The sequence below is a fragment of the Embleya sp. NPDC005971 genome, from assembly GCF_040629175.1.
GTDB lineage: Bacteria > Actinomycetota > Actinomycetes > Streptomycetales > Streptomycetaceae > Embleya.
This window is the reverse complement of the sequence record NZ_JBEXUX010000024.1, coordinates 98,433-112,562: the sequence shown is the minus strand read 5'-3', so window position 1 is coordinate 112,562 and position 14,130 is coordinate 98,433. Positions and strand designations below refer to the sequence as shown.

At 69.2% G+C, this 14,130-nt stretch carries 9 protein-coding genes and 1 pseudogene; 4 read left to right on the top strand and 6 right to left on the bottom strand.

Annotated features, from left to right (window positions below; translation table 11 throughout):
• Window positions 1-104: 104 nt before the first annotated feature.
• Window positions 105-1,823: a hypothetical protein gene (locus ABZ374_RS22255; protein ID WP_360313630.1), complete on the bottom strand. Its 1,719-nt coding sequence runs from the start codon at window positions 1,821-1,823 to the stop codon at window positions 105-107.
• A gap of 1,066 nt (window positions 1,824-2,889) precedes the next feature.
• On the opposite strand from ABZ374_RS22255, the gene ABZ374_RS22250 reads away from it, so the two are divergent.
• A complete protein-coding gene (locus ABZ374_RS22250; protein WP_360313628.1) occupies window positions 2,890-3,864 on the top strand; it encodes a site-specific integrase in 975 nt (324 codons plus the stop codon).
• A gap of 193 nt (window positions 3,865-4,057) precedes the next feature.
• Here the strand turns inward: ABZ374_RS22250 and ABZ374_RS22245 are convergent, their stop codons facing one another.
• Both ABZ374_RS22245 and ABZ374_RS22240 read right to left on the bottom strand, forming a co-directional pair.
• Entirely contained in the window at window positions 4,058-4,378 is a 321-nt protein-coding gene (locus ABZ374_RS22245) for a hypothetical protein (RefSeq protein ID WP_360313626.1), read from the bottom strand.
• 155 nt (window positions 4,379-4,533) lie between these two features.
• Entirely contained in the window at window positions 4,534-6,213 is a 1,680-nt protein-coding gene (locus tag ABZ374_RS22240) for a thiol-activated cytolysin family protein (protein WP_360313624.1), read from the bottom strand.
• 373 nt (window positions 6,214-6,586) lie between these two features.
• On the opposite strand from ABZ374_RS22240, the gene ABZ374_RS22235 reads away from it, so the two are divergent.
• Entirely contained in the window at window positions 6,587-7,261 is a 675-nt protein-coding gene (locus ABZ374_RS22235; RefSeq protein WP_360313622.1) for a hypothetical protein, read from the top strand.
• A 213-nt stretch (window positions 7,262-7,474) separates the two neighbouring features.
• Here the strand turns inward: ABZ374_RS22235 and ABZ374_RS22230 are convergent.
• The 3 genes and pseudogenes from ABZ374_RS22230 to ABZ374_RS22220 form a co-directional block, all read right to left on the bottom strand.
• Window positions 7,475-8,176, bottom strand: a pseudogene (locus ABZ374_RS22230) (Tn3 family transposase); the annotation flags it as partial.
• A 4-nt stretch (window positions 8,177-8,180) separates the two neighbouring features.
• Window positions 8,181-8,998 (bottom strand): IS5 family transposase gene (locus tag ABZ374_RS22225; RefSeq protein WP_360313620.1). Its coding sequence is split into 2 segments (ribosomal slippage): window positions 8,181-8,666 and window positions 8,669-8,998, totalling 816 coding nucleotides; the frame shifts between segments, so codons are not numbered across the junction.
• Window positions 8,999-9,597: 599 nt separating this feature from the next.
• A complete protein-coding gene (locus ABZ374_RS22220; protein ID WP_360313618.1) occupies window positions 9,598-12,471 on the bottom strand; it encodes a VWD domain-containing protein in 2,874 nt (957 codons plus the stop codon).
• A 772-nt stretch (window positions 12,472-13,243) separates the two neighbouring features.
• Between ABZ374_RS22220 and ABZ374_RS22215 the strand changes: the two genes are divergently transcribed.
• Both ABZ374_RS22215 and ABZ374_RS22210 read left to right on the top strand, forming a co-directional pair.
• Window positions 13,244-13,786, top strand: a complete 543-nt coding sequence (locus ABZ374_RS22215; protein ID WP_360313616.1) for a hypothetical protein — start codon at window positions 13,244-13,246, stop codon at window positions 13,784-13,786.
• 22 nt (window positions 13,787-13,808) lie between these two features.
• Window positions 13,809-14,087, top strand: coding sequence for a hypothetical protein (locus tag ABZ374_RS22210; protein WP_360313614.1), 279 nt, complete (start codon window positions 13,809-13,811; stop codon window positions 14,085-14,087).
• Window positions 14,088-14,130: the final 43 nt, after the last annotated feature.

Sequence of the window (14,130 nt, the reverse complement as noted above, 5' to 3'; positions counted from 1 at the left end):
CTCTCCGGATGGGCAGGGGCTCCGGGAGGCACCCCTGCCCACCCTCCGCATCACGGACTTGCGCGAACTTTCGGATACATCCTTCGGTCCGCCCCGTCGACCGGCTATGCGGTGACGGTCATGGTGAAGGTGGCGACACCGCTGCCTGTGAGTGCGGTGACGCGGACGCTGAAGCCGCCCGCCTCGGGGCCTGCGGCGAGAGGGGCGGCGGTCGCCTTCCCCTGGGCGTCGGTGACGCCGTCACACGAGGAAACGCCGCCCTTGAAGGTGGGGCGGGTCGTGCCGGTGTCCTGGATCGTGAAGCGGATGGTCGCTCCTTGAACGGCGTTGCCGTCCTTGTCTCGGGCGACGACGGTGAGGGGGTCGGCGAAGTCGGTGTTCCTCCTGGCCGAGAAGTGATCGCCTCCGACCGAGCCGATCGAGTTGACCGGTTTGTGCGCGCCGGTGACTTCCAGGTGGAAGGTGTTGGAGGCCGTGCCGCCCGGCGTGGTGACCTGGACGGTGAAGGGGGCGGCGGTTTTCCCGGCCGTCAGGGCCGGGGCGGTGGCGACGCCGTCGGGGCCCGTGGTCGCGTCGCAGGTCCGGCCGTCGGGGAAGGCGGAGTCGCCGGTGCCGGTGACCGCGAAGTGGACGACCACGCCCGGCACGGGTTCACCGGCCGCGTCGCGGGCGGTGACCCGCAGGGTGGGAAAGGTTTGGCCGGCGGCGGCCTTGCCTCCGTCCCCGGCGGTCAGGACGAGGGTCGTGACCTGGGCGGCGGGATCCAGGACGGTCGCGGTGACGGGGAGGGCGGGGTGGCGGCCGACGACGGCTTTGCCGTCGGTGTGTGTTCCGGGCGGGGCCGAGGCGTCGGCCTTGACCGGGAGGGTGTAGACGAGGGGGCTCTTGTCGTCGGCACCGGTGTTGAGGTGCGGGTCGCCCGTCACGACCAGCGTCCTGTTGCCGTTGTCGAGCCGGAACGCGAGGTCGCCGTGGGTGGTGGGGTAGGCGTAGCGGGGTGTGGGGGTGAAGGTGAATCCGGTCGGGGCGGTGAACGTCTGGTCGATCCTGCCGGGGGAGACCTTGGTATCGGCGGGGGCGGTGAGTTCCAGGACCAGTTCGCCGGTCCGGCCGGGCAGGGCTCGGGTCTGGCCGCGTTGGGCAATGGTCAGCGCGGTCTCGTCCTTGCCGGCCGGATCCTCGGCGGTGAAGCGCACGTTCGCCCGCCCGAGCGATTGCGTCCCCGTATGGGCCACGATCCGGATCGTGTGCTCGCCCGCGGTCCATTGCGGGTCCGGTCGGAACGTCCAGGAGGTGCCGTTCAACTGCGCCGTGCCGATCGGTGTGCCGTTGTCGGTGACGGTGACCTTGTCCACTCCGGCCTGGACGGTGCCGCGGATCGGTTGGCGCAGGTCGGTCTTCGCCCCGTCGTGGGGTTCCTTGACGACCGGGGGCAGGAACTGGGGGGCGACCAGGAAGCGTGAGAGGGTGCCGGAGGTCTGGGCGACGTACAGGTACGCGCCGTCCGACGCGACGTCGCTGCCGCCCGTGAACCCGTTCGCGACGAGAACCTGCCCTCCGATTTTCACGTCCGTGATCTTGATGACGTCCCCGGTGTCGGTGATCAGGTAGACGGTTTCGTGCCCGTCGAGGGCCAGCCCGAGGTTCTTCCAGGTAAGCGTTTCCCCATTGATCTTGCTGCCCGTTTCGATGTCGACCTTCCTGACGCTGTTGAGAATCGCGAGGTACGCGTATTTCTGGCCCACTGCCAGGCCGAAACAGAAACCGTCGCCCGCAAGAATCAATTTCTTCTGTTCGTCCCCGCCGGCGTCGAGTTTGTACACCAGGTTTTCATCGGATCCTTTTGTCGCGTGCCTCTGCACAAACAATGCGTCCTTTTGTGGACTCATCGCCGTGTTCCATGTGTATGCTTCCTGCCAGCGGGTTTTCGCGTGACTTCCACGGAGGAGGTCGACCTTGCGGAGCGTGTGATTCCAGAGCGACGACTCGCGGGCGGTGGTCACGAAGGCGCCGCTTCCCGCGTCCAGTGTGATGCTGCGGACCTCCTCGGGCAGGCGGGCTGCGACCTTGGGGACGGATCCGCCGCGAAGGTCGACCTCCCAGATGACTCCCTCCTGGGACGACTGGTCCAACGCCGTTACGTAGGCGACCGTCCCGTCGTCCCTCACGGCGACACGCCCGGTTTTGCCGAGCCCCTTGGCGACGACCTCGATATCGGGATTCTTGAAACTGCCCACGGGGTGACCTCCGGTCGGGAATCGGATCGAAGTCGATCCTGGCGACACGCACGGACCTCGCCGTCTCGTCGGCGCCGCGCGTTCTTCCCCGCCGGTTCCACGACCACGACAGAACCAACCCTTCGGATGGAAGAGGTCGCGCGTCCGGCCACGCCGTGGCACGGCGCCCGCCCCGCGAACACACCTCGTTGCCGCATTCCTTCACCCCACCCGTGCGCCCCAGTCCACGGACGCGTCACCCGGCCCGGCAGCGGTGCGGAACCCGAGCCGATGAACCGGCTCTCGCGACGGGTACCCGAGGGAGGAACCCGGGAGTAATCCCGCCGCCCCCGGGAGAAGCCTGCCGACCTCGGACGCGCGTCCCGCCCGGTCGACTCGGCCGAGACGTTCACCAGTCGCCACCGGTGTGTTCGCCAGGCTCGCGCCCGGGACGGTCGCCGGGGATCCGGGGGTTGAGGAACATCCGAACGAAGACTGGCGCTAACCCCTCGACCGGGCTGGTGGCGGGTTCGAGCGCAGGCGAGCCGGACGGTCCGTGAAGTCTTGCCGCAGATAACGCCCCATTATCTATGGGAAGTGGATTCGCCACCTGCGGTAACGAGTTCGGGTCGCTACATGAAGCGACCCCGTTATCTGTGACAAAGGGGAACCGGTGCCCAACGTCGTGCTGCTGCCGACCGGGAAGGTGCTCGCGGTCCGGGTGTCGGCCGACGCCTTCCTCGACTCGATCGCCAACCCGAACACGGCCCGCAACTACGGGATCGGGGTGGGCAAGACCGTGGAGCGGCTCGGTGAGGGCCGGCCGCTCGTGTCGGTCGCGGACGACGAGGTCGGCGAAGCCCTCGAACTGCTGTGGGGCACCGCTGCGGTGAACACCTGGAACGCTCGGCGGGCGTCGGTGTTGTCGTGGTTGGGCTGGTGCCGCGAGCGCGGGCACGAGGTCCCGGCGGTCCCGGCCTGGGCGAAGCGGTTGACGGTGCCGGACTCCGAGACCCCGGCCCGTTCGCGGATGGCCGTCGACCGGTTGATCGCCCGCCGGGAGGTGCACCTGCGGGAGAAGACGCTGTACCGGATGCTCTACGAGACGGCGGGGCGGTCGGAGGAGATCCTGAGCCTGAACATCGAGGACCTGGACCTCGCCGGGCGCCGGTGCCTGGTCAAGGCCAAGGGCGCCCGAGCCAAGGCCCGTCGCCGGGGACAGGCCCGCGAGGACTTCGTGCTGGAGACCGTCTACTGGGACGCCGGCACCGCCCGCCTGCTGCCACGTCTGCTGAAGGGCCGGACGCGGGGGCCGGTGTTCGTCGCCCATCGCCGCCCCGGTCCGGGGAAGGTCGTCGGGCCGCGCGACGTGTGGCCGGACACGGGGTTGGCCCGGCTGTCGTACGGCCAGGCGCGTGCGGTCCTGGACGCGCACACCGCGGTGCGCGGGCCGGGTACGGGGTGGGACCTGCACGAGTATCGTCATTCGAGCCTGACGCATCTGGGCGAGGCGGGGGCGAGTCTGCTGATGCTGATGGCCAAGTCCCGGCACAGGAAGCCGGAGAACGTGCGCCGCTACTTCAAACCGTCCCCGAAGGCCATCGCCGAACTCACGGGCCTGCTGGCTCCGGGCGACAGCCGGCGGTGACGGGGACGTCTCCGTCGCGGTGCCCCGGGCTCGGGCACCCGCCCCACACGGTCCGCTTCGGCGGCGGCCGGGAGGTGACGGTCCCGAGGTCGGACGACGTCGAGTCCCGTACGGGCGGGAACCGGAACACACCCGGCGATGCTGCGGGCCCCGGGCGTCACACCGCCTCGGGCCCGTGGTGCGGCGGGCGGGGTCAGGAGTCGAAGCGCACGCTCCCGTAGATCCCGAGACCTCCCACCGCTCCCGCGGCGATGTCGGTCGCGCCTCCCCGGCACCCGGCGGCGGGGAAGGTGTGCGCGACGGCGTCGGTGTCGTTGGTCGCGGTGGCGAACTCTCCCGGCGCCATGTCGTAACAGGTCCCGGGCTGCGGGTCCTCGACGGCTGGCCCGCCGCTGCCGAGGTTGCCGAGGGGTTGCACCGAGAACGTCCCGGCCGCGGCGTGGGCCGGGACGGGGAGGGCCAGGACCAACAGGGCCGCGCTCAGGGCGGCGCCGGCGAACGAGGTGGGGCGCATACGGGGCTCCGGGAGGACGGGGCGACGAGACGGACCACCCGATTACACCCCGGCTCGACCCGGGGCCGGGAGGATTGGCCCATCCACGGGCGTGGTGCCCGTCCGGGCCCCCGCGGCGTCCGCGACTTCCTGCTCCACCGGAATGTGACGCACGGCTACGCCTGGGTGGCCGTGTAGACGAGCTCCATTTTGGGGCCGCCGCTTGGGATGGTGTAGCGGCCTTCGGTGACCGGGCCGTTGTGGAACCATCCGAGTTCCTTGGGGCCGAGGGCGCAGTCGACCTTGATCGGCTTGGAGATGGCCATTTCGATTCTTGTGATCTTGAAGGGTTCCCCGGATCCGCCCTCGTCGAAGGACCGGCTCTTGGAGGCGGGCAGTTCGAGCCTCGTTCCGTCCAGGACGACGTACACGCCTTTCGTCGTGACGAACCCCGCGCCGGCGAATCCCGTCACCTCCAGGGTGACGTTCCCGGCGTCGCCCCAGACGACGGCGTCGTAGGTGGTGGTCTCGCTCATCTTGGCGGGGGTACCGTCGAGGGTCTGGAGGGTGTAGCCGATGCGTCCGTAGGTCTTGAGTTTCTGGTGGGTGGAGAAGTACTCCTTGAGGGTTCCCTCGCTAAGGAGTTCCTTGATCATCTCGGGTTCGACGGACACGCCGACGATGCTGATCTCGGAGTTCGTGAAGACCTCCTTGAAGTGGGCCTTGACGCTGGCGGACATGTTGGCGAAGCCGCTGTAGCTGGCGTTCAGGGCGGCGTTGATCTCGGTCTCGGACGACTTGGAGGTCATGCTGAACATCAGGATGCGGCCGTAGACGACGCTGTTGACCAGCAGCGGCGGGTTGTCGGGGCCCATGTGCCCGAGGTTGACCAGCCGGGTGATCTTGTCCTGAGTGAAGCCGTCCTTGAACAGGGCTTCGGGGGTGGACGTATCGCAGAAAGCGGTGAAGGCGACCTCGCGCAGGAACACCATGAAGGTGTTCTTGGTCTCCTTGCGTTTGGCGTCCACGTCCAGCGAGGCGGCGAATCCCCCGTAGGTGGCGGACACGCCCAGTTCCAGGGCGACCTCGGCGCTGGAGTACGCCGCCTTGGAGTTGTAGGTGATGTTCGGGGACGCCTCGGTCTCCCCGACGACTCTGGCGATGGCCGCGGTCACGTTGGACGCGGAGGGTGGTGAGACCGTCTCTTTCCTGCCCGTCATCCGGTCGACGGTGATCGCCAGGTCCGCCCGGTCGGCGTCCTCGATCTGTGCCGGGACCAGGTAGCCGTGCTCGATGGCGGGTCTGGCCTGGACGATGGCCCCGGGGAAACAGGTGCTCGCGTTCGGGTTGAACGTGATCGCCATGTCGGGGTTCTTGGTGAGGGTGTACGTCTGCTTGGTGCGTTTGACGCCCTTGACGGTGTCGACCTGCGGGGATCCGACCTTGGTCTTGGCGTCGGGCTTGTGCGGGCACAGGCTCGACCACTGACGCCACTTGCCCAACTGCGCGGCGATGTCGGCCTTGCCCGACCGGCTCCCGAAGCCCACCGCCGAGATACCGACGGGAAGGCCGTCCTGGTCCGCGAACGCCACGACGACGTACCGCCCGACGCCCGGCGTACCGTCCTCGGCGAAGGTCAGCCCTCCGGGGTCGGACGCCTCCGCCACCGTTCGCGTCCGTTCGCGATCCCGCTCGGGAGCGTCCTCCACCCGGTGGAGTTCGTAGCGCACGGCCCCGGGCACGTCCCACTCCACCGCCCATCGCCCCTCGCCCAGGTCCACCCCCCACGCCGGGGCGGGGATCTCTCCCGCCCCGACCGTCGTCGCCTCGTCCGGGTCCTGCCTCGTCGCCGTCATCTGGTTCTCCCTCGGATGGGCGTGTCGCGCCGGGGCCGAAGCGGCGGGACCGCTGGGCGAGGGCGCGGACACACGGGTGAGCCGCCGCGCGCGACGCGACGCCCGCGGTCGGGCGTGTGCTCCCCAACAGCGTGGAGGCATCCCACCGGAATCAACCATCCGGTCGGTCCGAATGGTCGGGGAATCACTCGAACGCCCCAACGCCGCGCGGGCGACCGCGGGATGGTCCGGGAAACCCCTGCTCGCCGCATTCGAGTGGAACCCCCCGTTCGGGCGCTCGATCCTCACGCAGGGGGTATTCCTCCGCTCGACCGCCCCGTCCCGGGCGTGAACCGGGGCGCGAGGCGGACGCGAACGACGGGAGCCCTCCACCATGCCCAAGGCCACTGCCTGGAACTTCGCCCCCCTGCCGGACATGGGGCAGCCCTACGGGGCCATCGCCGCCAAGGACCTGAAGGAGCAAAGGAATTACCCGATGATGTACCACCACGTCGTCTCCAAGACGACGTTGTCCAAGCTGTGGCGCGACACCGTCGCGAACACGACCATCTCCGAGACGGCCAGGTTCTACCTCAAACACATGCAGGCCCACGCCGCGCAGTACACGGCGATGATCAGACCCCCCGGAGACATCCATCCGACGGACGTCGCCAAGTGCGCCGAACTGGCCGAGGGCCTGTGGCGGGGCACCCTCGTCCACGCCCCGGACGGAAAGCGACTCGACGCCTTCGACGCCTTCTGGACGTTCTACATGTGGCTGCCCGGCAACCTCTTCGAAGGCCCCCGCAACCGCGCCGACGACCCCAAGGACGCCATCGACGCGAACGCGATCCGCATCGTCGGAACCACCCAATACACCCTCCTCGCCGACCTCCAGACCGCGATCGACGCCTACGGCCAAACCCCCAAGGACCAGACCCGGGCCAAGACGGCCTGGGAGGCCATGCGGAAGATGGCCGCCTCGGACTACAGGAAGCCCCGCCCCTTCAACGCCAAACACTGGACCTGGGTATCCGGGGAGAACGGCCCACGCATCGACCAGGGGTGAACGACACACCGCCCCGTCCGGCGACGTGTCGGGCGCCGGCGTCGACACCGGCGCAGGGACACCGTCCCGCAGGTGCCCCCACCGCCCGGGGCGGGCCGGAGGACGGGCCACGAGGCGGGTCGTCTCCTCGAAGACCTCCTCGGCGCGGCGACAGGACAGTCTGGCCCGCCCGGTGACGGGGCACACGTCGGGCGTCGGCGTCCCGGCGGGCCGTCATTCCCGGTCGACGTTCGGCTCGCGCAACGGCCGCAGCTCGTCGGGGAGTTCGGGCAGGGCGAACGAGTACCGCCCGAGCATGTTCACATGGTCACGCGCGAAGGGGGAAAGACGGGCCACGTCCGCGTCCCGGACGTCGAAGCCGTCGGCCCGCAATCGTTTGACGGCGGCGTCCATGTAGCGGGTGTTGAACAGCACCAAGGCGTTCAGGACCAGACCCAGCGCCCCCAACTGGTCCTCCATCCCGTCCTGGTAGTTCTGATAGAGCTGTCCGGCCCTGCCGTGGAAGATCTTCCGGGCGAGGGCGTGCCGGCCCTCCTGAAGGTTGGCCTGGGCCTTGATCTGTCGCCGGTAGCCGGGCTCGTCCGCGAGCCGCAGGATGTGCAGGGACTTGGAGATCCGGCCGTAGTGCGCGATCGCGTCGCCCAACGGGGTGGGCCAGCCGTCGCGCGAGAGCATCCGGATGACGTCGTGGGTGCGCACCGCGCCGGTGTGGATCGAGCCGACGATCCGCAGGATGTCGTCCCAGTGGCGCTCGATTCTCACCGGGTCCACCCGCCCCCGGGCTACCTGTTGGAACGGTCCGTTGTCCGCTCGCGCGTCGACGCGCCACATCCTCTGGTCGGGCAGGTCCGCCAGTTGCGGGGCGTACGCGTACCCCGCCAGGGTGAGGAGGCCGAAGACGATGTCGCTGTAAGAGGTCCTAACAAAGGCGTTTCACGTGTCGGTGGGTGATGAGGCAGACGGCGATGCCGAGGAAGGCTTCATGGATGTCGTCGCGTCGTTCCCAACGAATGCGAAGGCGACGGAAGCCGTGCAGCCACGAAATGGTTCGCTCCACGACCCAGCGCACGCGTCCGAGGCCGGATCCGTGGGGTTGTCCGCGTCGGGCGATCATTGGTTTGGTGCCCCGTGCCCACACGAGGCGGCGGTATTTGTCGTGGTCGTACCCGCGGTCGCCGTAGAGGGAGTCGGGCCGGTGGCGAGGCCGGCCGACGCGCCCTCGGACGTGGGGCACCATGGCGAGCAGGGGCAGAACCTGGGTGACGTCGTTGCGGTTTCCGCCGGTCGGGGACACCGCGAGTGGAATTCCCCGCCCCTCGACCAGGACGTGGTGCTTACTGCCCGGTCGCGCGCGATCGACCGGGCTCGGACCGCTTTTGGGCCCCTTCGGGCGGCCCGGACGTGGCTGGAGTCGATCACCGCCCGCGACCGGTCGAGCTGTTCGGCCGCGTGCAGTCTCGCGAGGAGAATCGCGTGCAGCCGATCCCACACGCCGGCCTCGTTCCAGGCCGCGAGACGACGCCAACACGTCATCCCCGACCCGAACCCCAACTCCTGCGGCAGGAACTCCCACTGGATTCCCGTGTGCAGGACGAACAGGATCCCGCACAACGCCTGCCGATCCGGCACCCGAGGTCGCCCACGCGTCGACTTCGGAGGAGGTGCGGGCAGCAACGACTCGATCAGGGACCACAGTTCGTCTGAAACGATCCACGGACGCGACTCACCTCTACGCACACCAGGCCCAACGACCGAACAAGCCGATAGTCACACCAAACTCATTATTTGTTAGGACCTCTAAGGAGATCGAGACGTTCACCCGCATCCGCGAGCTCGTCGCCGACGGCACCATCGCCGTCCTGATCACCCACCGCCTCGCCTCGGTCCAACACGCCGACCACATATACGTCCTCGACAAGGGCCGCATCGCTGAACACGGTACCCACGGACGGCTCGTGGCGCGGCGCGGAGGCTACGCGGACATGTTCACCCTCCAATCCGACCAATACGGACGCGAGCGGAATGGCACCGGGTGCAACGTCCCACCGGCGCGCCGATGATCCGGCGAGCGAGCGCCGTCCCAGGCGTCGGGTGTCGGTGTCGATCCTCGGCGGCGATTCCATCGGAGGCCGGGCGCGTGCGTGTGGTGCCCCGGTGTGCGCGCAGAAGGCGCGCCGCGCCACCTGTCGCGAATTCCCCTTTCGATGGTCACGCCACCGCCCACACCGGCCGTCGCTCACCGGCAGGAACGGCCGCAACCGCTCCCATTCAGCGTCCGACAGATCGCCGCGTTGTCCCCGTCCCATAACGGGAACAACGAGCAGAACAGGCGACGGTCACATGATCGGCCGGCCTGCGGTGAGCGTGAACCCGTACGTTCCCGAGACCGCCGGGTCCGGCTTCTCGACGACGATCGCGTAGAGCGTGCTTCCCGGGAGCGTGACCGCGCCGAGGTCCTGGCAGACCGAGACCGGTCCCAGCAGCGGCGGTACCGGGACAGGCTGCTCGGGGTTATAGAAGTCCTGGTAGAGCCGCCATTGGAGGCGACAGTCGCCGCCCGGCAGGTGGGTGAGCGTGACCGTCTGCCCGGCCTCGCCGACGAAGACCAGCTCGTGCATCGAGGAGCCGGTCGGCATGACGCCGGCGCAGGGAACGGCACCGCCTGCCCCGATCGTGTCCCCGATCTTCACGTCGAACAGGGCGCGGGAGACGTCGCCCTCGGCGGCGAGGCACTCGGGCGGAACCGGGGTCCCGTCGGTCGTGGTCTCGGTGCGCCGCACGGCCGTCCGGAACGCCTCCTGCGCCGCGGCCGCGGCGGCGAACTCGGGACGCCCGGTCAGTGCCACGTCGAGGACGCACTCCCCGACGACCAGCGGGTCCGTCACCCCCGAGGCCCGGCACGTCGCCTCGGCCTGGTCGCGTCCCGGCAGCGCCGTAACCGGCTTGGGGAAGGCGCGGTCGGTGAACGTCGCCGTCGACTCCCCCGGCCCGTAGTCGAACAACGACGCTTCCTGCGTGATACGCCACCGGTCGGCGTACGCGCCGTGCAGGTCGGCGGGTCCGGCGGGAACCGTCAGCGTCCGCCCGTCGCCGAGGTCGAGGTCGTTGCCGGGGTCGCCGTCGAAGTTCCCCAGCAGGCCCTCCATCCGGCCCTTCCGGGACGACGGCACGACCACGTCCGCCCTGAGGCCGAACGCGCCGACCGTCGAGACGTGCAGGCGTCTGCCGTCAGGCCACGTGACGCTGTACAGCGTCCCGGTGCCCTCGCCGAGTTTCGTCAGCACCCCGCCGTGCGGCAGCGGGGTGTCGCCGACGGGCGGGGTGATCACGGCACCGTTCAGGTGCGTCTCGATCACCTCCGGGTGCGGCGTCAGGTACAGCCCCACCCGGTCGCCCGCGACATCGGCAGCCAGCGCGCTGTTGACGCTCACCGTGGCAAGGCCCGGGTACGCCTTCTGCCGGGCCTGCACCAGCAGCCCGTCGTCCAGCGACCGCGCCAGCGTGAACTCACCGACGGACTGCAGGTCGTAGCGCAGATTGTCGAACGTCACCAGGTGCGGGTCGCCGTTGCTGCCACCGGTGCCGCAGCTCTCGCCCTCACGGAACGGAGCCGAAAACGGGGTCCACGGGGCAAGGGGAACCGCCCGCCCCCCGGTACCCGCAGGGGCCGGGCGGGACTGCGGCGGTGGCGGGCTCGGCCGCTGACAGCCCGGCGCGGGCGCGGGCGAGAACGGCCCATGACCGACGCCCGGGCCGCCGAAGGGCGGTGCCTCCTTCCGGGGACCGCAGAAGACGTCGAGGCGGGTACCGGTGTACCCGATGGAGTCGGCGGATTCACCCCCCGCGATGCCGAGGTAGGCGCGCCCCTTGGCGATGGACCGGAATCGGGTGCCCGCCCTCGCTGTGTCGTTGGGGCAGTTGCAGGCCGATCCGAGCGTGCAGAACACCTCCGTCAGGGCCTGGGGAAAAACGAAGTCGCCGGTGGTGCCCGGTCCGAACCGGCCGTACGGGGTGCCGCCCGCCCCCGGTGCGAACTCCAGGACCTCCGCCGTGACGTTCAATGCCGTCAAGGCGACACCGAGCGGCTGCGAGGTGATGCTGCCGGATTGCCCATTGCCGATCTCCCGCGGCGGGCCGAGATTCGCCTTGGCGTCGGTGATGTTCAGGCCTTTGGTGGTCCACGCGGCCCCGCGCGCGGCGTCGCGTGTGTAACTGATCGGCCAGCTCGTCCTGATGTCGTCGACATTGGCACCCACGGCCGCGCTGAAGGCCGCGGCGTCGTGCCTGGCGTCCGCGTCGGCCGAGGCCGATACGATTGGGATGAAGCGGTTGAACACGTCGATGCCGCGGTAGTCCAATTCCCACCAGAAGCCCATGGCTTGGTAGGACTGCTGGTCGAGCGCCGTGTTGGTGTCGCCGAGGTAGGCATTCCACAGCCGGGTGGAGCTGCCGTAGTGTCCGAGCGTCTTGACGGCCACCCAGACGGCGAGCCCCTCGGCCACCCAGTCCGGCATCCTGCGGTACGCCTCCGGGTTCGCGACTGTCACGCCCTCGGCGCAGTGGGTGAGTTCGTGGATCATCGTTTCGTCACGGTCGTTCCCGGACTTGAAGAACGACGGGAAGAAGGTGATCTGACACTGCGGAACGCCGTGGGAGACCCAGCCCGTAGCCCACGCGTTGGTATGGATCCCTTCTCTGGCCGAGACGCACGCCGCGAAGTTCGGCACAGCGGTCTTCAGCCCCATGGTCTGCGCGAGGACGTTCCACCAGTTGACGAGTTGGGTGCGCAGACCGGCGTCGCCCGGATTCGCCTTCGGGCAGGAGGCATCCACGGGAAAGACCCCCGGCGTCCCGAGAGGACGGGTCGAGCCCTTCGCGCCACCGGCGTCGGTGTCGCCCGGAAGCACGTCGAACCCGGTCGCCTCACGCACGGCCGCCCGCTGCTCCGGCGTGATCTCCTGCCAGTGGGCGGCGATCCAGCGCAACGCGGTCGACCCCGACCTCAACTCGTTGCGGTCCCCGGAGACCGGTGCGACCCCGGGCAGTGGACCGTACACCGTGGCGAACGCCGCCAGTGCCATCTCCTTGGAGATCTCGCCGTTGGGGCCGGTCATCGCCATGACCTTGCGCCAGGCACTCGGCGGCGGCGTGTGCTGCTGGTGAGCACCGCAGCCCGCCAGGGAGCCGGTCAGCGCGACCGCCGACGCCATGACGCCAACCCGCACCCGCACGCTCGAGAATACCCGTGACATCAATGCGGTCTCCCGGCCGGACGGGGCCGCTCTTCCCGTTCCGGCCGCGTTGCGCCCACCCTAGGCGCGATATACGACAAATACGGCGATTCTTTCGGTATGGCGCGGCGAAACCGCCCGTTCGGCGGTCCGGCACCACCCGCGCCACCCGGGAAAGTCGCGCCCGGCCAAGGTGCGGAGACGCTCGCAGAGGGGGCTCCGTCCGCCCGTGAGCGCTGCACGCCGGAGTTCCGGGGAGTCGCCCGAGCCGGTCATCGAACCGTCCGGAGGTGTTCCGTGATGACCGAGATCCGCCTGGCGGACGTGTTCGCGATCAACCGGGAGGGCTTGAACCTGCGCCGGGGCGCCTCCGTCCGGCTGGTGATGATGGTCCCCCTCATCGTGCTGGGCGCACTCGGCGAGGAGAAGTGCTTCGTCAGCGTCGCCCTCGGTGCGCTGTTCACCGGCCTGTGCGACCCCAACGGGCGATATAGCTACCGGGCGCCGCGACTGGCGCTCATCACCGTCGCGGGCGCGGTGCTCGCCGCGCATCACCCATGCCTTCGACGACGACGATCGCGTATGGGACCAGGCGGCGGCACAGTTCTCCGTCGGCTTTGCCAGGCAGCTCAGCGTCCTGCACCTGACCTCGGCTCTGGAGACACTGCTCGGCAGTACGAACACAGCGAAGGCCCTGGCCAAGCCCCTCAACGGAGCTCTCCTGACCGGCCTTTTCTAGGCAGTCCAGTCTGTGCCGCTCCTGGCGGCCGCGCGGCTGGAGGGAGCAGTCCGGCTCGCCGTTTCCAAGATGGTGAGCCCCATAAAGGTGTGGGGCACCCTCGAAGAACTGGACACGCACGGCCCGGAGGACTTCCTCGAGCGTCTTCCGCGCATTCTCGGTCTCGCCCCGGACTGCTGGTCCCAGGACGAACAGGTCATCACCGAGACCGCGCGCACTCTGCTCACGCAGCTCGCCGGCGACGAAGCCGGCGACGTGGATGCCTTCGTAGAACTCGGCTGCGACCACCTGCGATCTGCTCTGTCCGCGCGGTCGTTGGACAAGGTCGGTGAACACGTCACCACCGCCCGGCAACGGTTCAACGCGGCCGACGCTGCGGAGGAAGCCCGCCACGACACGCAGGCCTATGCCGCCTACTGCGACGCAGTCCTCGGCTTCACCGCCGGGGACGCGACGGCAGTCGCCGCGGTGGCGACACGGCTGGAAGCGGCGCTTCACCGCAGGGACGCAGGGCACTGCTACAGCACCGGAACGGCACCCCGGGACCGGCTTTAACCACTCCACTGCCGTGGCCCTGGTGTCCAACATTGATCGCCGTATTGCCTCCACGGCGGCGCAGGCTGGGCGCGAAGCCCATACACCTGCCGGGGACGACACGGATGAGAGCAGCCTCTCGGAGAACGACGTGGACCGCGCCTACCGGTTTGCGCCCACCACGGTCAGAAAGCTCGGAATCGACTTCACCTCCGCCCTTGCACGCAACATCAGCGATGAGGACCTTGTGACGGTCGACGGCCTCACTCACACCGAGGGCCTCGCCCCCCTCTCTGTCAGTGTGTGGCGAGACGCCCGATAGATCCGGGTTACTGAGGTTTTCTTCGTGGTGTCGTGGACGGTTG

Excerpts from the sequence above, each read along its gene's own strand:
- ABZ374_RS22245 (WP_360313626.1), bottom strand. The coding sequence starts at position 4,378 with ATGCGCCCCACCTCGTTCGCCGGCGCCGCCCTGAGCGCGGCCCTGTTG.
- ABZ374_RS22240 (WP_360313624.1), bottom strand. The coding sequence starts at position 6,213 with ATGACGGCGACGAGGCAGGACCCGGACGAGGCGACGACGGTCGGGGCG.
- ABZ374_RS22235 (WP_360313622.1), top strand. The coding sequence starts at position 6,587 with ATGCCCAAGGCCACTGCCTGGAACTTCGCCCCCCTGCCGGACATGGGG.
- ABZ374_RS22220 (WP_360313618.1), bottom strand. The coding sequence starts at position 12,471 with ATGGCGTCGGCGGTCGCGCTGACCGGCTCCCTGGCGGGCTGCGGTGCT.